Consider the following 19118-nt stretch of genomic DNA (forward strand, 5'->3'; position numbering starts at 1 on the left):
TACAAAAAACAAATAAAGTATTAATTATTAAAAAATAGAGAAGTATGAAAAAGTTAGTTATGATGTTGGTTTGTATGTTTGCAGTGCATACAATGGTAATGGCGGATAATGATAAGCCGATAGAGGTGAGCCAGTTGCCCGCGAAGGCGCAGACATTTATTAAGACTTACTTTAAAGACCATAAGGTGGCAATGGCTAAATTAGAGTCGGGAATGTTTTATAAAAGCTATGATGTGGTGTTCACGAATGGGGAGAAGGTAGAATTTGATAAATCGGGAGAATGGAAGGAGGTACGATGCAGACAAAGTGAAGTTCCTGCACAGATTGTACCGGAAGCGATACGTAACTATGTAAAGACCAATTATCCGGATGCAAGAATTCTTCAGATTGAGTACGATGACAATGAGTATGAGATAAAGTTGTCTAATCGTTGGGAAATTACATTTGACTCTAAAATGAGGGTGATTGACATTGACGATTGATGACAAGAAAGATTTTTATAAAGTATCAAGAAGCTGAAAAGAGTTGCTTGGAGAGGGTTTCTCCAGGCAACTCTTTTTTTTATGCACTTCCGTACGGTAGCAGGGCATATGGTGCTGCGCTCATTGTACAACAGTGGTTGTACTACTATTCCAATTGCCCGGAGTCAACGAAGCCCCGGCTGCACTTTTGCAGTTTTTTAATCAGTGTGTCCGGAGAAGGACACTCAACCTTCTCCGGAGCTGAAAATACTGATTTATAAGGAAACGGCGCTTCTCGGCGCTTTCTGCCGGAAGGCAACTCAGGCTATGACGCTTTCAGGATTTTGGCAGACCTCACCATCGTATAGGTAGTCCCCTTAGTACAATGGCCATATCATTCAGCTTACTGAAAAATAGAGTTTTTTTCAGAGAGGTTTGTTCGACAGAGAAATTCCAACCGCAGAACGGAAGAACAACGTTTTCAGTCCGTCATAAAATCCCGGAAGAGCAACCGTTCCATGCGTCTCTTCCGGGAACTTTTTTAATACCACCCGCAAATGCCGCTTCTCCATACGAGGAACTGCACTCCCTATAAAATCATCTGTCAGAGGAAAGTGGATCAGCTTCCTATCAGGACGCGGCTGAGTGGCAAACGCAACATACAGTTGCTTTCCTGAAAAGTCAACCTTATCTACCTGCCGTTCTACCTGTTTCTGAAAATATCCTTTATCCCACCATAAACTGGGGTCTATGGCGATGTATGTATCAAATGCACCGGGATAATTCAGCAAAACATGCAGCGTGAACAACCCGGCATAAGAATGTCCGGCCAACAAGTGTTGTCCATTCACCGGCAAGTCTTGTTCTACTGCGGGGCGTAGCTCCTCCGTCAGAAAACGGCAAAATTGTCCTGCCCCACCCCCTTCCGGTTTATCGCCCGGACGGACAGTTCCGTCACGCCGGGCAGCGGAACAGGTTGGCGTAAAGTCTCTGGTTCTGTCTGTATTCAGGACAGCCACAACGATACAGGGCGGTAAGGAAGAAACTTTGGAGGTGGAAAACAAGCGAGTAAAACCTACCACCGAATGAAAAAAAGAATCACTGTCCAGCAAATAAAGAACCGGATAACTTTCCTCTTTTTCACCCGGGCGGATTGCAGGTACATACACCCAATACTCCCTAACCTCATTCAAGACATGCGAAAACAAAGTGTGGCGAGTCCCGATAGAAATAGCTTCTTGCGCTCTCAGCGGAAAACCGAGCCAAGTGACAACTACCAATATGAACAGAATATGCAGGCTTCTCATTTCAATTCTTTTTTCAGTCTGCAAAGTTCGCAGAAAATAAGTTGACTACCTATCCCTATTTTTAGGTATTCTCACGGTTGAAAGCTTTCCGCAGAAATCAAAGGCTGATTAAGAAGGTTTGATGGGCAACTGAATTTCCGTCATCCATTCATCCACCGTTTCTTTGTTCCAAATGCCGTCAATATGGCAAAACCGGGGACGGTCAATAACCTCGTATCCATTTGCCTCGGCATACGCAAAAAGCTCGGCGAAAGTTTCGGGCATATGCTCATAAGCACCGTAATGGTTGACACAGAGCGCAACCGGTACTTCCGGAAGTTCCTTGAATTTAATCAGCTCCGAATCTTCCTTGCGTTCAGCCACCGCTTCAAAAAACTCGATATCAATATCAACCCCATATTCCTCATTATATTCCACCGTGAAACAATATTCCGGGGCAGGACATTCACAACCCAAACGGTACATTTCAGGCCCGATGATATTCGGACAAAGATTGAACAGCTCCTGATAAGAGTCTATTTTACGGCGATGGGTAGCAAAAATTCTTGAAGGGAGGGATTTCTTAAACACTTTTTCCATAACATTCTCTTGTTTATGGAGTAAATTTTCCAATTTGGCAAGTTCGGTCTGCCGCCATATCAAGTGTTCAATCTCGTTTTTGCAACGTTCTATTTTAACCTTCAACAATTCAGCATCCGGAAATTCCTTGCCATCGGCAAACAACTCGGATATCTCTTCGAGGTTGAACCCTAATTGCTTGAGGTAAACAATACGGCTCATACACCGGAGCTGGCTGATGTCGTAATAGCGATACCCCGTCCACTCATCCACTTCAACGGGTATCATCAATCCTATCTCTTCATAATGACGAAGCGTCTTAATGGTCACTTGGCAAAGTTTGGAAAACTCTCCGATTTTAAACTTCATTTTATTCTTCATAAACTCATGCGCATTTTGTTTATGATGCAAAGATAGGTCCTGCCCTTAGGTACGAGTCAAGAGATTGCTTCAAAAAAAAACACATATTTCACTATTCGCAACGGCAATAGGTATTTGCACCGCACGTACAACGAGGCAACAGCTGCTCGCTCAGTTCATTACGGTAAAATTCATACAGCTGCCGGTACATGATTTCATAGAGTGCGGCAACTTGTTGCTCCTGCTCACTTTCATTTTGAAAACGATTTTTAAAGGGATCTTCAAAATCAAAATGCGCCTGCTGCTTGGCATCCAGAGTGATAAATTTCAGTTCTTCTCCGGCTTCTTTACACAGGGGAATCACGTAGTCCCATGACCGATGCGTATAGGCCCCGACACCAGAGGGTTTCTTGCGAGACACGCTGAAACCATTCTGTTCCATCACATTGCACACGGCATCGGGAACGCAGTTCCCCTCCATAATTCCTGCCGTAGAGATATTCATTCCCCTGCCAAATGCATGCAGGAGTTCCTGCGCGATACGGCTGCGGCACGTATCTTCATTACTTATTAACAGTATATCCATTGTCCGTTACTTTTCCAGATTTAAATACTCGCCATCTCCTTCTTTCTTCATCTTCGCTTTACGCGCCAAGTCGAACAAGGCGGGGTTAATGTGGCAATATCCACCCGGATTTTTGTCCAGATAGTCTTGATGATAATCTTCGGCAGGATAGAAGTTCTTCAAAGGCTCTATCTCTACCACCAACGGACGGGAGTAGTTGGCAGCCAGCCGGTCAACAGTTTCACGAATAACGGGCAGGTCGGCGGTATCCGTATAATAGATACCCGTGCGATATTGTATACCTCTATCACCTCCTTGCTTATTGAGGCTGGTAGGGTCAATCGTTTTGAAATAAAGGTCGATAAGGAAAGGCAAGTCCACCTTATCGGCGTCATACTGTACTTTTACGGTTTCGGCAAAGTCCGTGGTGCCGGTACATACCTGCCGATAGGTAGGATTGGCTATATTTCCATTGGCATATCCCACCTGGGTAGCCTCCACACCTTCTATTTGTTTCAGGAAATGTTCGGTACCCCAAAAACATCCTCCTGCCAGATAAATCTCTTTCATTGGTTTCATGTCTGTTCTCCTTTCTGACCGTCCTTCCGGCTTACCGGCATAGGACAGACCAATCACTAACATTGCAAAAATAAATATTATTTGTTTCATACCTCTGCCTCTATGGAAATTATAACAAGAAAGAGAACCGTATGGTTGACTTTTCTGGATGTATTGTATAAAAAAGGACTCCCTTTGCAAAGTATTCATGCAAAGGGAGTTCCTTTCTTTGTGACCCCGGTGCGATTCAAACGCACGACCTTCAGAACCGGAATCTGACGCTCTATTCACTAAGCTACGGAGCCAAATGTGGATGCAAAAGTATAAAAAAATTAGCAGATTCCTAACATTCAAACGCTTTTTATATCAAACCGAGGAATATTTTTATTATTACTTTGAGAAGAGCAACCGCAATTACACAAACATTTTGCTATTTTTTTTCACAAAATAGAAGCAAGTATTAATATTATTCCTATCTTTGCCGAACAATTTAATAGAAGTTATACTGAATAGATTTATGAGCTACCTGATAACACCTGAAGGTTACAAACCTTTATTGGACCTAAAACAGACTGAATTAGGGATTAAACAAATTAAAGAGTTTTTCCAATTAAACCTCTCTTCCGAACTGCGCCTGCGACGTGTGACAGCTCCACTGTTCGTATTGAAAGGAATGGGTATCAATGACGACCTCAATGGAGTGGAACGTGCCGTGACTTTCCCTATCAAAGATTTGGGTGACGCCAAAGCTGAAGTGGTACACTCCCTCGCCAAATGGAAACGCCTCACGCTTGCCGAATATCATATCGAACCAGGATATGGCATCTACACAGACATGAATGCCATCCGTGCCGATGAAGAGCTGGGTAATCTGCATTCCCTTTATGTAGACCAGTGGGACTGGGAACGCGTCATTACTGCCGAAGACCGCAATGTGGAATTCCTCAAGGAGATAGTAACCCGTATCTATGCAGCCATGGTGCGCACAGAATATATGGTATATGAGATGTATCCGCAAATCAAGCCTTGCCTGCCCCAGAAACTTCACTTTATTCATGCCGAAGAATTGCGCCAACTATATCCGGACTTGGAACCCAAATGCCGCGAACATGCCATTTGCAAGAAATACGGTGCGGTGTTCATCATCGGTATCGGATGCAAGTTGAGCGACGGAAAGAAACATGACGGACGTGCTCCGGACTATGATGACTATACCAGCAAAGGACTGAACGACCTCCCCGGACTGAACGGTGACCTCTTGCTATGGGACCACATCCTGCAACGCAGCATCGAACTTTCCTCCATGGGTATCCGTGTAGACAAGGAAGCCCTGCTTCACCAGCTCAAAGAGGAAGGCGAAGAGGAACGTCTGGAACTTTACTTCCACAAACGCTTGATGAATGATACACTGCCGCTTTCCATCGGCGGCGGTATAGGACAGTCCCGTCTCTGTATGTTCTATCTGCGCAAGGCGCATATCGGTGAGATACAAGCCAGTATCTGGCCGGAAGATATGCGCAAAGAGTGTAAGGAACACAATATACACCTGATTTGATATACATTTATCCCGTCATATAATATAAAGTTCAACCCTCAAAAGGTTGGACTTTATTTTTTATTTTGTACTTTAGCATCCGAAACTACTAACAGATCCAATTATGAATGTTCAAATAGAAGAAAGCTGGAAAGCACATCTGCAACCTGAATTTGAGAAAGATTATTTCCGTACATTGACTGATTTTGTACGGGACGAATATGGGAAATATGCCATATATCCTCCGGGAAAGCTGATATTCAATGCATTCAACCTATGCCCTTTTGACAAAGTAAAAGTCGTGATAATCGGTCAAGACCCCTATCATGGTCCGGGACAAGCACACGGACTTTGCTTCTCCGTAAATGATGGTGTTCCCTTCCCTCCTTCCCTACTTAATATTTTCAAGGAAATAAAAAATGACATTGGCACTGATGCCCCCACTACCGGAAATCTGACACGCTGGGCAGAGCAAGGCATATTGCTGCTCAATGCTACCCTCACCGTACGTGCACACCAAGCCGGTTCTCACCAAAACCGCGGTTGGGAAACATTTACAGATGCGGCCATCCGCATTCTCGCCGAAGAAAAAGAGCATCTTGTATTTATTCTTTGGGGGGCCTATGCCCAACGCAAAGGGGCATTCATCGACCGTAACCGACATTTGGTACTTACCTCGGCACATCCATCTCCCCTATCCGCCTATAACGGCTTCTTCGGGAACAAGCATTTCAGCAAAACGAATGATTACCTGAGAGAGCACGGGGAAAAGGAAATCGTTTGGTAAACATCAATACCACTGAATATTACTCTGAGTCTGGCTTCTCTGTTCCCATTTCAAGTCCTGCAGGATACTTGCATTGGCACGAATGGTAAAGTTATAGTATTTCCATCGTCCGAAAGGTGATATGGCAGCCGTCATGCTGAAACAGTGTAGGTCACGTGTGATGTTAAAAGCGGTCTGCGTTATCTCCTTCGCATTGAAGTCATAACCGGAATTGAAGCTGACAGCCCATTTATTGGTAAGCTTGACGTTACCGTTTATATTAAGGGAATTCAGGCTGAATTTGTACGGATAGCGCATGTTCTTACGATTAATGGGCTTACTAGTGTCTTCTGTAATATTAAAACCAGTACTAAAATTGATTGACCAAGGCATCTTGAATACCTGATAACCGTCAGCGTCAGCAGCAGCTTTCTCAGTCTTCTTCTTCGGAGCACCGCCCTCAGTGGCTTCCCCCTCCATATCACCGTCTTCCTCCGTCGAAGCATTCTGATCCTGATCCTGCTCCTCATCATCCTTCTGACCGGTGAAGAAGTTCCTTATCTTCTTCCACGAATCATTGTTCACAGTCCAACTGAAGGATGTACCATATCCAGACCAACGGCCAAAACGACCATAAGACCATTCTGTACGGTTACCGGGCACCACCCTTCCGTTCTCGTCAAACTCGTAGGCATAAGTGGCAAAGGTAGAGTTCATACTCAAAGTATAACTCTTACTCAACTTCAGACGAAGATTAAAGGTCAAGTCACTCCAAGGACGCACCTGGGCAGCTGTGTTGTAACTGATACCCATAGTCAAATCGTCAATCAGGCTCACCTTGCGGATAGAGTCATTCTTATCCTTGAACTTCATTTCAAGGTTGTTAGAGATATTGAAACTGATAAGTCCCTGCTTTCCCCCACTTGGCGGAGTGAATACCTGACCAGCATAATAAGAATACTGCACAGTATCACGGACACCATTCTGATCCTTTATATAAGAATCGTAATAGCCATAACGGGATGAAGTAAAATCGGGCGCAGCGCTGAAACTGATAGAGGGGGTGATGACATGACGGATCTGTATCTCCTTCTTCTTCATGAACAGCGGCTTGTACATGCCATAAAGTTTAGTGTTGATACCCAAACTGGCACTGTAGTCATACACACGGTGAAAACCGTAAGTCGTATCGTTTACCTCCTTGCCTTGCTCATCATCCCAGTCCTTCTTCACCTTGCGGGTGTACCAACGCTCTGTATAATTCACAGAAGGTGTAACATTGAAGTATTTGAATAAAGTAAACGTGGCACTTACAGGAATCTCATGCTGCATACCGTTCTCCCAATCGCGTATCAAGTTCTTTTTGAACAACAGATTGTCTTTCGTCTTGATGCTGTTCTTCAGACGACCGGTATAACGTACTGAAATCTTCTCATACCACCTTTCATCTCCAACAGCATGTTTACGTTTAAAAGGGAAAATAGTACTCAAGGAAATGGTCATGTCAGGCAAAGTCACAGCAATAGAAGAGTCTTTCATACTTTGTGCAATATTACTTGACATGGAAATATTCAAATGCTGGTCAGGAAAGTTGCGCGAATAGCTGACACTGGAAGTCTTGGTATTCTGAGACATAGCCTGCGAATTGTACATATTGTCAATATTGGTACGCTCATAACTACTAGTAGCAAAGTTCACACTGGCAGAAAAAGTAGAATTAGGATTTGCTTTAGGATCCTGCCGATGAGACCACACCACTTTGAAGTCTTTGGCAACTGAGTAGTCGGGCAAGCCTTTGTCACCGGTCTTAGTCACCTGATAGCTCGCCTGAAGCAAACCGGAATATTTATAACGCTTCACATAGTTCGACTCCATATTAAGCGCCCAAGAGCCTTTCGTAAAGATATCCGCCCTCAGCTTCAAATCCATTTGATCACTGATGGCAAAATAGTATCCACCGTCAGTAAGACCAAAACCACGATTAGAGTCATCCATATAGGTAGGCATCAGAAAACCAGACTGGTAACTGCTTGAGAACGGAAAAAAGAAAAACGGAACGGCAAGAGGGAGCGGTACATCCTCTACAACCAGATAGGCAGGTCCCGTCACTACATTCTTTTTCGGACGCACTTTGGCATAGGTCATCTGCATATAAAAGTGAGGATGATCATGATGATCACAAGTCGTGTAACGCCCACTTTTCATATAAAGCTCATCATTATTTCCTTTTTTTGCATTGTTACCGGTCACATACCCTTCACCCTGCTGGCTAACAACATTACTGATAAGCCCTCTTTTACTCTTGAAGTTATAACGGATAGTGTCAGTTTCGTAAGAGGTGTCTCCATCTTTAAAAACCGGACGTCCTTTAGCTGTCCCTACAGAATCGACTACACCACGAGCAAAAACCGTGCTATTATCCATATCCATAGAAATAATCTCAGCTTCCAAATCAGCTCCTGGATAACTCACTTTCCCTTGACCGTAAAGATGAGCAAAACCACTCTGTGTAAACACAATGGAGTCATTGGCTTCATAAGCGACGGGAGCATCCAGCGCATCCTTCTTGGGAGGAGGGGGAGCTATCGTATCTTGTCGCAACGAGTCATTGGGCAATCCCGCCCCATGTTGTAAAGTGTCTCCCACCTGCAAGGTGTCGCCACGTTGCAATGAATCCGTCCGTTGGGTATCCGGAGGTACAACCTTCCCTCTACGATGCTGAGAAGCAGCTCCACCAGAGAGAAGAAGCAAGACGAATAGTAGTATGAATGATATGAATGTATTTGCTTTCAATGGCGTCATTAACTAATAGTTTACGCTTGGAGGGGCAAAAGTACATAATTTATACGGATAATCTCCCTTTTTAAAGAAATTTAGATTGCTACAAGAACTGTTCGCACCAATTATCAAAGCGCCGTACCCCTTCTTCACCATAACGTTCCAAACTTTTACGGGCTTTTTCTACACTTTTCTCCTTTTCCAAATGAGTTTTTGAATAAAACTTATCGGCAAAACAGATAACTTGTTCTTCCAAGCTGACCGGGACCATTTCACGATGCGGTACGGGCAAATCCTGCGCAATGATTCCCTCCAATGAAAGTCCGGCACCCGTATGGCGTTCACAAACCAAAGCATGGCGGGGATAGCCTTCGCCGCGTATCAGGTCGGCTCCCAAATAACCGTGACAGATATAAGGCTTGTCGCCAAAACAATGGATACCTGCCGCATCTGTAAGAAAAATGCCTATATCGTGCAGCATGGCAGCCTCGTACAGAAAATCCTTATCCAATGAAAGTTCCGGATGGCGGTCGGCAATCCATAACGACTTGTCGGCTACGGAACGGCTGTGCGTCAACAGTATATGCCGCAACTCATTCTCTTCCGGATAATATTTGTTAATGATATCTATCGGATTCATTTTAAGTTATAAGTTATGGGTTATGAATTGTCAATCACCCTGAATTTATACATGCAGATTTCATTACGCATATCACAACTGCGTCTGTCTGTACGGAATATCTTTTCCAGATGATACGTCTGTTCCAGCTCTCCCAACATATTCTCCTCCTCCTTTACAGGAACCAACAAATATCCCTCCCCACTGGACGGACGTTCCTTTTCAATGTGCCGCATGCGGTCTTTCAGATAGAAGTTAACACCATAAAAGCTCATTTTCGAGTAAGAATAGACCATACCTTCCGGAACATACATATTGATCCTTTCAGCCAGATGTTTATCAGATTTCACAGCCAGCACCGTCGGTTGATAAACAGAATCCAATGATACGAAAAGACAAAGCATACATCCTGCTATACCATATAATAATGACCGGCTATCTGCACGCTTAACCACCATGCGTAATGTGCAGACAGCGGCTACTACGGGAAGCGCTACCAGGAGCCACTTGGGAACAGACAAAGCCACATCCTCCAACGCATGCATAAAGGCTACATTCTCAGCGGCATGGCGTCCGCTTCCAAAAACGCTGTCGGGAACCAGGCCGAGACGAACTACGACAAAAACAAGCGTAAGCAACAAGCCCAAAGAAGCAAAGATGATTGCACAAATCCTGAAAACTCGTGCCCCCTTTTGTACCAAAGCCAACAGATACTCAGCTATCAGCACTGCCATAAACGGATAGATGGGAAGCAGATAAACGCTCCGCTTACTCTTGGGGATGCAGTAGAAGACAAAGATTATCAGAATGACCAGCCACGTGAACAATTGTACCGGAGACTGGTTGCGGAAAGCAGTCCAGCCCTTCTTCAACCGCAACAGCAGGGTCTCCCCTTCCGGCAGACAACGCATGTTTTTCCACTTCAAGCCAAACAAGGAAATTACCAGAACCAACGTCCAGGGAATCCATCCCCAAATCAAAGTCAGGAAATTATACCATATAGGATTTTCATGGGACTCGTAGGACATTTTGCCCATAAACCGCCCGGTATTCTCCTCCAGAACCAAATCGAGGAACGGTTGTCCACCTTGTCTGTAAGCTACGTATACCCAAGCTAAATAAGGAACAAAAGAAAGCAAGCCGATACCTACCAACGAGAAAAACGCTTTCCAGAAAGAACGTCCGCGCAACAACTGATACACACCGATACACGCGCAAGGGAATATGGAGCCTACCGGCCCTTTGGTCAACGTGGCACATCCCATCAGCAACACCGCAAGCCAGGGCACTCCGCGGCATCCCTTCTCATCCCAGCGGAACAGCAGACAAAGGGAAATAACGATAAAGGCAACCTGAACCATATCGACCCGACAAGCGACAGCCGCCCGATGCACCTCGAAAGAAGACAAAAGAAGAATAGAGGCCAGAAACGCCGTTTGAACGTTTTTACGTTTTGCCACAAAGGCAAAGAACATCAACTGCATGGCTAAAAAAGCCAATGCAGACGGGAAACGGGCGGAAAACTCCGTCACCTCTCCAAAAAGGGAAGAGACGGCGGCTATTGACCAGTAGAAGAAAGGGGGTTTATAAGCAATATCAGTACCATAGTTCACCGGAAGTATCCAGTTTCCACTTTCCAGCATAGAAAGGGCAACAATCGCCTCCCGCGGTTCCCCCTTGGAATAAAAAATGGTTTCTCCCAGAAAGGGAACAACCACAAGCACACTCAGCAGCGCAATAAACCAGAACGCCTTCTTTCTGTCCGACATACCTTATTTGTTTTTTATGTTTTCTGGACGCAAAGATAGCGCAAACCGAAAGCAGATGCAAATTTATTTGCAATTTGCTGAGATGCAGCTTAATTTCGCAAAGCAAAATTACAAATAATTCTGAAACAATGCCTAACTTTGCCGCCCCAATGATAATGGCAACAGAGAGTAGATATTTAATGTTAAGATGAAGCGGCTGAAACAACTACCGGAATTTGTACGCTTCGTAATGGTGGGCATCTTTGCGACAGCTCTGCACTACGGATTGTATTTTGTATTACAACGGGTTATCAATGTAAACATAGCCTATACACTGGGATATGCTCTCAGCTTCATCGCCAATTTCTATCTGACTGCTTACTTTACCTTCGGCCGAAAGCCCTCATGGAGAAAAGCCTTCGGATTTGGAGGGGCACACTTATGCAGCTATCTGCTACACATGGGGTTGCTGAACCTCTCTCTCTGGATGGGCATCCCCAAACCTCTGGCCCCCATTCCGGTTTTCGCCATCGCCATTCCGGTCAACTTCTTACTCGTACGTTTCGTTTTCAAAAGAAAAGAGTGATAATTTGTTTTTCTCCCGATTTCTTACGAATATTGCAAAAAGATTTGTTCTATGATGGAAAACTCTCCCATACTCGCCGTTGTCGTACCTTGCTACAAAGAAGAGGCAGTGCTGCATGAAACCCATAAACGATTGAGCCAATTATTCGACCGGCTGATACAAGCCCGGCAAATTTCCCCGGAAAGCTATATATTATATGTAAACGACGGAAGCACCGACCAGACATGGGCTATCATCAAAGAACTGCACCAAAATACGGCCTATGCCTGCGGACTGAACCTGGCAGGAAACGTAGGACACCAGAATGCCCTGCTAGCAGGACTCAATGCAGTAAAAGAGCGTTGCGAGATAGCCATCTCCATTGATGCAGACTTGCAAGATGACATCCAGGTGATTCCGGACATGATAAACAGCTATAAAGCGGGCAATGACATCGTTTATGGCGTACGTAAAGAACGGAAGACCGACACTTTCTTCAAACGCAACACCGCTTTGGTCTTTTATCGGCTGATGAAGGCAATGGGGGTAAAATCCGTCTACAACCATGCCGACTACCGCCTGATGAGCCAGCGGGCTATACAACACCTATGCCGCTTCCGCGAGCGCAACCTTTTTCTTCGAGGGCTGGTTCCCCTCATCGGCTACCAGACGGACAGCGTGTACTACAATCGTGACAAGCGTTTTGCCGGAGAATCAAAGTATCCTTTCCGGAAGATGCTTAATTTTGCCATCGACGGTATCACTTCCTTTTCCGTCAAACCGGTCCGTATGATTTTTTGGATAGGCTGCATCTTTATTCTTGTGGCACTGTGTGTCACCGGATGGACACTTCACTCTTACACACAGCATAACGCCGTCCCCGGATGGTCATCACTGATGATTTCCGTCTGGCTGGTAGGAGGTGTGATACTTGTGTCGCTGGGGATTGTAGGCGAATACATCGGCAAAATATACATTGAGGTGAAGGACCGACCGCGCTACAATGAAGAAGAACTGCTGATGCCGTCCGGCAAAACAGAATAAAAGAAGCCCATCATCATTCTACACAAAAGTTTTAAAAAGGAAAAACACTTGTCACGCTATCACACTATAATAAAGGTATAGGGAACAGTGTATGTCTTTCTTGCCGACAAGTTGGCAAGATTTTGCCACCCTATTGGCAAGACTTTGCCATAGGCATGGCAAAAGTTTGCCAAAAGCATGACAATGGGTTGGCAAAATTACTCTCTGGCAGACAATGAGTTAACATAACTATCAAAATCGTATCGTCACATCAGTTTATATCAAAAAACACAAAATCGCTTGCGAAAGCGACATAAATGCCGTATCTTAGTACACGTGCAAGCAAACCATTTTGCTTACACATGATAAAAATCTGCTTATGGGAACATTAGGCTGCATCAATGACATGCTACAAAGGGATAAAGAGAACCGTGCTCTCCGCAAGTTGAGCAGAGGACGGATGCGGGAGCACTACAAATACCTTGTAGAAAGGAAAGGTCCTGAGAGAGCCGATGTAACCATTGAGAAAATAGAAGAAATCCGAAGAAATACTACTGAAAAGGAATTATCAGATAAAGAACATCTATTCAGGGCAAAGACGATTCTTGCAGCATATGCTTTAGTCTTGCTTTTATTGGGAGTACTTTGTTATAAATTGTTCTTATAAGCAGGTCTGAAACCGATTGACAAGAAATCTACCCGGTTAAATTCATCAGCCATTGGCTGGCGATTGAAAGCAGATTCCCATGCTTCATAAAAAATTCGCATACTTTTTATATTCGAAGCAGAGAATCAACAACTTGGTTTCCTAAACCAATAAATTAGAAATGAAAAAATTATCTTTGCAAACACAATAAATACATTGAAAAACTTTCTGTTAGAACATGGAACATCTAAAAGCATACATTTTAGCACTTAAAAACATGAATACAGATTTTACAATTAGAATTGCCCAACAGTCTGATGCCCTTGAACTTATGAGTTTGTTTCAAGAGACAGTCCTCCATATAAACAAGCGTGACTATTCAGAAGCAGAAGTGGCAGATTGGGCATCGTGCGGAAACGACCTCTCCCGCATAAAAGAAATGATTAAGACACATTATTTTATTGTAGCAACCAATCAACAGTCACAGATTGTCGGCTTTTCATCCATTACCCACCAAGGATATTTGCATTCTATGTTTGTTCATAAAGATTTTCAAGGTAAAGGCATTGCTACCATACTTCTAAATGAGATAGAACGGTATGCAACCGCAAGAGGAATCATGCGAATTACATCAGAAGTAAGCCTGACAGCCCGTCCATTCTTTGAGAAAAGAGGCTATATAGTAGAAGTGGAACAGAAACGCAAAGCCAACCAACTTTATCTCACCAATTTTTGGATGGCGAAAAGGCTGGCTGAATGAAATCGTATAACGGACGTATTCCTGCTTGTGGTGTCTTTTGTGGTGGTTGTCCCATATACACAAGAGAAAAAAGTCCCTGCAAAGGAGCAGAACAGAATGGTTCTCGCTGTGAAAAATGTAAAACATTCCATTTATGTTGCTTGGAAAAAAGAATAACACATTGTTTCCAGTGTTCTGATTTCCCATGTACTAAATTCAAAAGATTTACCAAACGTTGGCTAAAATACGGACAAAACTTCATTGAAAACCAAAAGCTTTTAAAAAACGTAGGTGAAGTTAAATTTTTAAAGTATTATAATAAGAGAATCCACAACCAACTTACCAACAATGACAAAAAATCAGGAATAAAATAATAATTTTGTACCTTTCGAAAAACATGTGTTGTAAATGACAGATTTTAATTCATACATGGGCAATATAGACACTGACTTTTAGGGAACTGTGTTTAAGAAACGGAGAACTACGGTATTATAAAAGAAATGAATTTATCCTCCGAGAGGGAGAAGTCGGTTCTTTCTTCGGGTTTATTGTATCCGGTGTAATCAAATATACCTGCATCAACCAAACTGAAAACAAAACATATAATGTAGGTTTTTCTTTTGCCAATGAATTTATCTCTGATTATCCCAATTGTTTATACGACATAAAATCTGAATTGAATATACAAGCAATAACCCCATGTAGAATCTACATCTGTTCTTCCGAATTACTTCTACAAGAATTTGAAGAGAACAAAGAAAATCAACGAATAGCCCGCATTGCAGCCGAACAATTATTTTTTCAGTCGTATTCACGTTACTTGGATTTGTTCAGATTTACATCGGAAGAACGCTATCTCCAACTTCTTAAAAAATGTCCAGAAATCCTACAAATGGTACCCCTAAAAGAAATTGCGTCTTACTTGAAAATAACCCCTATTCACATGAGCCGCATCAGACACAAACAGAGTTTTGACAGCAAAGAATAAACATAGGTTTAGAAATTCAATCATTTAACAATATTCCAAGACAATATTGATTCTGTCAGGAAGTTCTCTTTTATTTTTGCCCTATCCTTTGGCTGATTCAGCGAAAGGCAGGAATGAAAGGAGTTAAACATAGAGTCCTATATATGAGAACAAGAAAAGTATTTAGAATGCCACTTGATAAAATTCTTTGTTTATCAGCCAATGCTATATTAACCATTATTGCACTATGGAGTATTGCATCAGTCTTTTTCGAAAACGCCACAATTGATTCTATAATAGCCCGTTTCAGCGTGGCTTCTGCCTGCATGGCCAACCTATTTTCAAAACATCGTCTTATCCGGATAATATTCCTCATTATGGCATTTGTACTGATAATTGTTGCAACCACCCTCTATGTCCATAAAGCAAATAAGATGTAAAATACTCAGCAGTTATTCCGTCTCATTTTTCCTTTTCTTCCACAGCTGATAACTATTGATGATGTTTTGCCACAGCACATACGATCCCGGACCGACGGAAGATAACGGATTAAGATAAGTATATGCCATCCAGATGGCAAGCACCGTATTCTTTTGCCCCAGCGCCTGCCCTCCACTGATGCGCTCACCATAATGACCGCCGATTCTCTTTCCCAAATAGAATTGTATACAGCAGGTTATCAGTCCCGCCAGGGCTATCAGCAGTTCAACAAATACCGGTGCATCACTATTGACCAATGAACGTACCGTCTGCCCTGAGACAATGGCAAGAGCTACCGCCCACAAATAGAAGGCTGCATCATGGAAACCCAACAGAAAATGATGCACCTTCGGCACAAACGCACGCAGAAACCATGCCAGCAAGAAAGGACAAAGCAGCAATGGAAAGACTTTACTCAGAATTTTCAGGAATGCAACAAAAAAAGTAATGTCAGCATGAGGCTCCACCAACGGGAAAACCAAAGGAACAGCCACAGCTGCCAGAAGATTGGACAACAACGTATAGGTCGTCAGGCTGGATGCGCTTCCACCCAGTTTACCGGTAATGACAGCCGCAGCGGTTGCAGTGGGACAAATGAGGCAGACCATTGCACCTTCAAACACTTCCCGGTAGACCTCCTCCATAGGGCAACACACCAACAATACCGCAACAATCAAGCAAGAAACCGTCTGGAACAGCAGTAACCATCCATGCCACGATTTGGGTTTCAGTTCATGCACCTCCACCTTGCAGAAAGTGAGCAGAAGTTGGGAAAAAATCAAAAGCGGAGTCAGGAAAGCCACTAACCCATTCACATAAGGTTTGGCAGGCGCCACAAAAGGAATGTCTGCAAAAAAGAAATATCCCAAAGTACCGGCAAGCATTGCCAAAGGCAACGTCCAGTTCTTTATAAAACGAACCAGCATACTTGATTTGCTATTTTAATTATCTGCCGCAAAGTTACGCATATTATCAATACATTGAGCCACTAATTACTCAAACACAGACATTAATTACACTAAAAATGAGAAGAAGAACAATAAAACTGAACATAATCCATTAGTTTTCTATAAATTTCCACTACATTTGCCAAGCGAAAAGGAAGCATTGTCTTTGCTACAATTATATGAAACTATACAGACGATACATATTATATATAAGTATATGCTTAGGGCTGCTTATCTCCCCCTTTTGCAGTGGCAGCGCTGAAGCGAAAGACTTTGTTGTCGTTATAGACCCCGGACACGGTGGACACGACCCGGGTGCAGTGGGAAAAATTTCCAAAGAGAAGAATATCAACCTGAATGTAGCACTCAAACTTGGCAAACAAATCAAGAAGAACTGCCCTGATGTAAAAGTTATCTATACGCGGGACCGGGACATATTCATCCCCCTGGACCGGCGCGCTGAAATTGCCAATAACGCCAAAGCTGATTTGTTCATCTCCATACATACCAATGCCCTGGCCAAAAACCGGACGGCCAAAGGAGCCTCCACCTGGACACTGGGTCTGGCAAAATCGGATGCCAATCTGGAAGTAGCCAAGCGCGAAAATGCCGTTATCCTCTACGAAAGCGACTACAAGACGCGGTATGCCGGCTTCAATCCCAACTCGGCAGAGTCCTACATCATCTTCGAATTCATGCAAGACAAATACATGTCACAGAGTGTGCACCTCGCCTCCCTCGTACAAAAGCATTTCCGCCAAACCTGCAAACGTACAGATCGGGGCGTGCACCAGGCAGGTTTTCTGGTATTGAAGGCCAGTGCCATGCCAAGCATACTGGTGGAACTCGGATTCATCTCCACACCGGAAGAGGAACGGTACCTGAACACTGAAGCAGGAACCACCTCACTTGCCAACGGTATCTTCCGCGCTTTCCTCACCTATAAGCGCGAGCAGGAAATCCGGTTGAACGGAAGCAGCAATACCATTCTTCCGGAGGATGTACCCGAGCCCGTTCAAGAAGAAGGCAACGCAGCTACAGCGACACCGGAAAAGAAAAATGCACCTCAAGCGGAGAGTAACCAAGCTGCCCAACGCCCGCAAAGGTCAGAAAATGCAGCCGTTTCCCAAACAGAACAGAGCGGCATCGTGTTTAAGATACAGATACTCACTTCTTCACGTCCTCTGGCCAAGAATGACAAAAGACTGAAAGGACTGAAAGACGTGGATTATTATAAAGAAGGCGGAATCTACAAATATACGTACGGCGCATCACCCGATTACAACAAGGTGCTGCGCAGCAAACGTAGCATTACGGACAAATTCAAGGACGCATTCATCATTGCGTTCAAGAATGGAGAAAAGATAAACGTCAACACAGCCATCAGCGAATTTAAAAAGAACAGAAATAAATAACAAAAGATACATCATGAAGTATATTACAAAAGAAGTTAGAATAGGAATAGCAGGCATAGCTGCACTTTGCATATTGGTATACGGCATCAACTACCTGAAAGGGATAAATATGTTCAAGCCCTCCAGCTATTTCTACGTGAAATTCCAGAATGTCAATGGGCTGACAAAATCCAGCCCGGTCTTTGCCGACGGCTTCCGCGTGGGTATTGTCCGCGACTTGTACTACGACTATACCCAACCGGGCAAAGTCGTTGCCGAAATAGATGTTGACCCAGAGCTGCGCATTCCCAAAGGAAGTACGGCAGAACTGGCAGCCGAAATGCTTGGCGGCGTAAAGATGAACCTGCTGCTTGCCAATAACCCACGGGAGAAATACCAGATTGGAGACACAATCCCCGGCGTGCTGAACAACGGAATGATGGAAAAAGTTGCCACCATGATGCCGCAAGTAGAGAAGATGCTGCCCAAGCTGGATTCCATCCTCGCATCCTTAAATGTCATACTAGCCGACCCCGCCATCCCTGCAACCTTGCATAACGTACAAGATTTAACAGCAAGTATGGCCGTCACAAGCCGCCAGTTGCAAACTCTAATGAAGGATGATATTCCACAACTGACCGGCAAGCTCAATACCATTGGAGACAACTTTGCACTCATTTCCAACAACTTAAAGGAGATAGATTATGCTGCCGCCATGCAAAAGGTAGACGCAACTTTGAACAATGTAAAAATGATTACAGACAAATTGAACCAGAAAGACAATACCGTCGGACTTTTGCTAAACGACCCTTCTCTATATAATAATCTGAACGCCACCACTGCCAACGCAGCAAGTTTATTGGAAGACTTGAAATCGCATCCGAAACGATACGTCCATTTCTCCCTATTCGGCAAGAAAGATAAGTAAAAGATGGACGTTATATAGATTTTGTCTAAATAATAAGTCTATAAAGGAATTAAAAGGAAAGCCCTCATTTGCTCTATACAAGGAGCGAAAAAGGGCTTTTTCCTGCTCTGGGCACAGAAAGAAAACAAGAGACGCAAAGCTACATAAACCACTATATGACAAAGTATTAGATAAA

The 19118-nt window shown here is 43.8% G+C and carries 19 protein-coding genes, 1 tRNA gene and 1 pseudogene; 12 read left to right on the plus strand and 9 right to left on the minus strand.

Annotated features, from left to right (window positions below):
- Positions 1 to 44 precede the first annotated feature (44 nt).
- Positions 45 to 482, plus strand: coding sequence for a PepSY-like domain-containing protein (locus tag ITJ87_RS18430; protein WP_005833165.1), 438 nt, complete (start codon positions 45 to 47; stop codon positions 480 to 482).
- A gap of 404 nt (positions 483 to 886) precedes the next feature.
- Here the strand turns inward: ITJ87_RS18430 and ITJ87_RS18435 are convergent, their stop codons facing one another.
- The 5 genes from ITJ87_RS18435 to ITJ87_RS18455 all read right to left on the minus strand — a co-directional run bounded on the left by ITJ87_RS18435 (position 887) and on the right by ITJ87_RS18455 (position 4114).
- Positions 887 to 1768: an alpha/beta hydrolase gene (locus ITJ87_RS18435; protein ID WP_117964098.1), complete on the minus strand. Its 882-nt coding sequence runs from the start codon at positions 1766 to 1768 to the stop codon at positions 887 to 889.
- A gap of 108 nt (positions 1769 to 1876) precedes the next feature.
- A complete protein-coding gene (locus tag ITJ87_RS18440) occupies positions 1877 to 2707 on the minus strand; it encodes a MerR family transcriptional regulator (RefSeq protein WP_196096300.1) in 831 nt (276 codons plus the stop codon).
- A 91-nt stretch (positions 2708 to 2798) separates the two neighbouring features.
- Positions 2799 to 3272 (minus strand): low molecular weight phosphatase family protein, encoded by a 474-nt coding sequence (locus ITJ87_RS18445; RefSeq protein WP_117964096.1) that lies wholly within the window; start codon positions 3270 to 3272, stop codon positions 2799 to 2801.
- Positions 3273 to 3278: 6 nt separating this feature from the next.
- Positions 3279 to 3920, minus strand: coding sequence for a peptide-methionine (S)-S-oxide reductase MsrA (gene msrA / locus ITJ87_RS18450; RefSeq protein ID WP_117964095.1), 642 nt, complete (start codon positions 3918 to 3920; stop codon positions 3279 to 3281).
- Between the two features lie 121 nt (positions 3921 to 4041).
- Positions 4042 to 4114, minus strand: a tRNA-Arg gene (locus tag ITJ87_RS18455).
- A gap of 212 nt (positions 4115 to 4326) precedes the next feature.
- On the opposite strand from ITJ87_RS18455, the gene asnA reads away from it, so the two are divergent.
- Together asnA and ung are read left to right on the plus strand one after the other, a co-directional pair.
- Positions 4327 to 5364 carry an aspartate--ammonia ligase gene (gene asnA, locus ITJ87_RS18460; protein WP_117600003.1) on the plus strand — a complete coding sequence of 346 codons (1038 nt, stop codon included), beginning with the start codon at positions 4327 to 4329 and terminating at the stop codon, positions 5362 to 5364.
- A 103-nt stretch (positions 5365 to 5467) separates the two neighbouring features.
- The gene (gene ung, locus ITJ87_RS18465; protein ID WP_117600002.1) at positions 5468 to 6130 is read left to right on the plus strand and encodes a uracil-DNA glycosylase; all 663 of its coding nucleotides are present in this window, start codon (positions 5468 to 5470) and stop codon (positions 6128 to 6130) included.
- Positions 6131 to 6133: 3 nt separating this feature from the next.
- Here the strand turns inward: ung and ITJ87_RS18470 are convergent, their stop codons facing one another.
- The 3 genes from ITJ87_RS18470 to ITJ87_RS18480 form a co-directional block, all read right to left on the minus strand.
- On the minus strand, positions 6134 to 8911 hold the full coding sequence (locus tag ITJ87_RS18470; protein ID WP_117600001.1) for a putative LPS assembly protein LptD: 2778 nt from the start codon (positions 8909 to 8911) through the stop codon (positions 6134 to 6136).
- A gap of 79 nt (positions 8912 to 8990) precedes the next feature.
- A complete protein-coding gene (locus ITJ87_RS18475; RefSeq protein ID WP_117964094.1) occupies positions 8991 to 9527 on the minus strand; it encodes an HD domain-containing protein in 537 nt (178 codons plus the stop codon).
- Positions 9528 to 9547: 20 nt separating this feature from the next.
- The gene (locus ITJ87_RS18480) at positions 9548 to 11275 is read right to left on the minus strand and encodes a glycosyltransferase family 39 protein (RefSeq protein WP_117964093.1); all 1728 of its coding nucleotides are present in this window, start codon (positions 11273 to 11275) and stop codon (positions 9548 to 9550) included.
- A gap of 187 nt (positions 11276 to 11462) precedes the next feature.
- On the opposite strand from ITJ87_RS18480, the gene ITJ87_RS18485 reads away from it, so the two are divergent.
- The 7 genes and pseudogenes from ITJ87_RS18485 (at position 11463) to ITJ87_RS18510 (ending at position 15634) form a co-directional block, all read left to right on the plus strand.
- A complete protein-coding gene (locus tag ITJ87_RS18485) occupies positions 11463 to 11840 on the plus strand; it encodes a GtrA family protein (protein ID WP_005833184.1) in 378 nt (125 codons plus the stop codon).
- Between the two features lie 51 nt (positions 11841 to 11891).
- The gene (locus ITJ87_RS18490) at positions 11892 to 12863 is read left to right on the plus strand and encodes a glycosyltransferase family 2 protein (RefSeq protein ID WP_022401421.1); all 972 of its coding nucleotides are present in this window, start codon (positions 11892 to 11894) and stop codon (positions 12861 to 12863) included.
- A 358-nt stretch (positions 12864 to 13221) separates the two neighbouring features.
- Positions 13222 to 13509: a hypothetical protein gene (locus ITJ87_RS18495; RefSeq protein WP_005833188.1), complete on the plus strand. Its 288-nt coding sequence runs from the start codon at positions 13222 to 13224 to the stop codon at positions 13507 to 13509.
- 256 nt (positions 13510 to 13765) lie between these two features.
- On the plus strand, positions 13766 to 14248 hold the full coding sequence (locus ITJ87_RS18500; protein WP_035449346.1) for a GNAT family N-acetyltransferase: 483 nt from the start codon (positions 13766 to 13768) through the stop codon (positions 14246 to 14248).
- On the plus strand, positions 14245 to 14601 hold the full coding sequence (locus ITJ87_RS18505) for a DUF3795 domain-containing protein (protein ID WP_005827267.1): 357 nt from the start codon (positions 14245 to 14247) through the stop codon (positions 14599 to 14601). The genes ITJ87_RS18500 and ITJ87_RS18505 overlap by 4 nt, the downstream gene beginning before the upstream one ends.
- Positions 14602 to 14635: 34 nt before the next feature.
- Positions 14636 to 15215: pseudogene (locus ITJ87_RS19040) on the plus strand (Crp/Fnr family transcriptional regulator).
- Positions 15216 to 15358: 143 nt separating this feature from the next.
- The gene (locus ITJ87_RS18510) at positions 15359 to 15634 is read left to right on the plus strand and encodes a hypothetical protein (protein ID WP_022401417.1); all 276 of its coding nucleotides are present in this window, start codon (positions 15359 to 15361) and stop codon (positions 15632 to 15634) included.
- A gap of 12 nt (positions 15635 to 15646) precedes the next feature.
- Here ITJ87_RS18510 and ITJ87_RS18515 read toward each other — a convergent pair whose 3' ends face one another.
- Positions 15647 to 16600: a transporter gene (locus tag ITJ87_RS18515; protein WP_035449132.1), complete on the minus strand. Its 954-nt coding sequence runs from the start codon at positions 16598 to 16600 to the stop codon at positions 15647 to 15649.
- Between the two features lie 200 nt (positions 16601 to 16800).
- Between ITJ87_RS18515 and ITJ87_RS18520 the strand changes: the two genes are divergently transcribed.
- Positions 16801 to 18036 carry an N-acetylmuramoyl-L-alanine amidase gene (locus ITJ87_RS18520; protein ID WP_005827280.1) on the plus strand — a complete coding sequence of 412 codons (1236 nt, stop codon included), beginning with the start codon at positions 16801 to 16803 and terminating at the stop codon, positions 18034 to 18036.
- Between the two features lie 13 nt (positions 18037 to 18049).
- The gene (locus tag ITJ87_RS18525) at positions 18050 to 18943 is read left to right on the plus strand and encodes an MlaD family protein (protein WP_005827282.1); all 894 of its coding nucleotides are present in this window, start codon (positions 18050 to 18052) and stop codon (positions 18941 to 18943) included.
- The last annotated feature ends 175 nt before the right edge of the window (positions 18944 to 19118 follow it).

Source organism: Bacteroides sp. HF-162, assembly GCF_015679285.1.
GTDB lineage: Bacteria > Bacteroidota > Bacteroidia > Bacteroidales > Bacteroidaceae > Bacteroides > Bacteroides uniformis.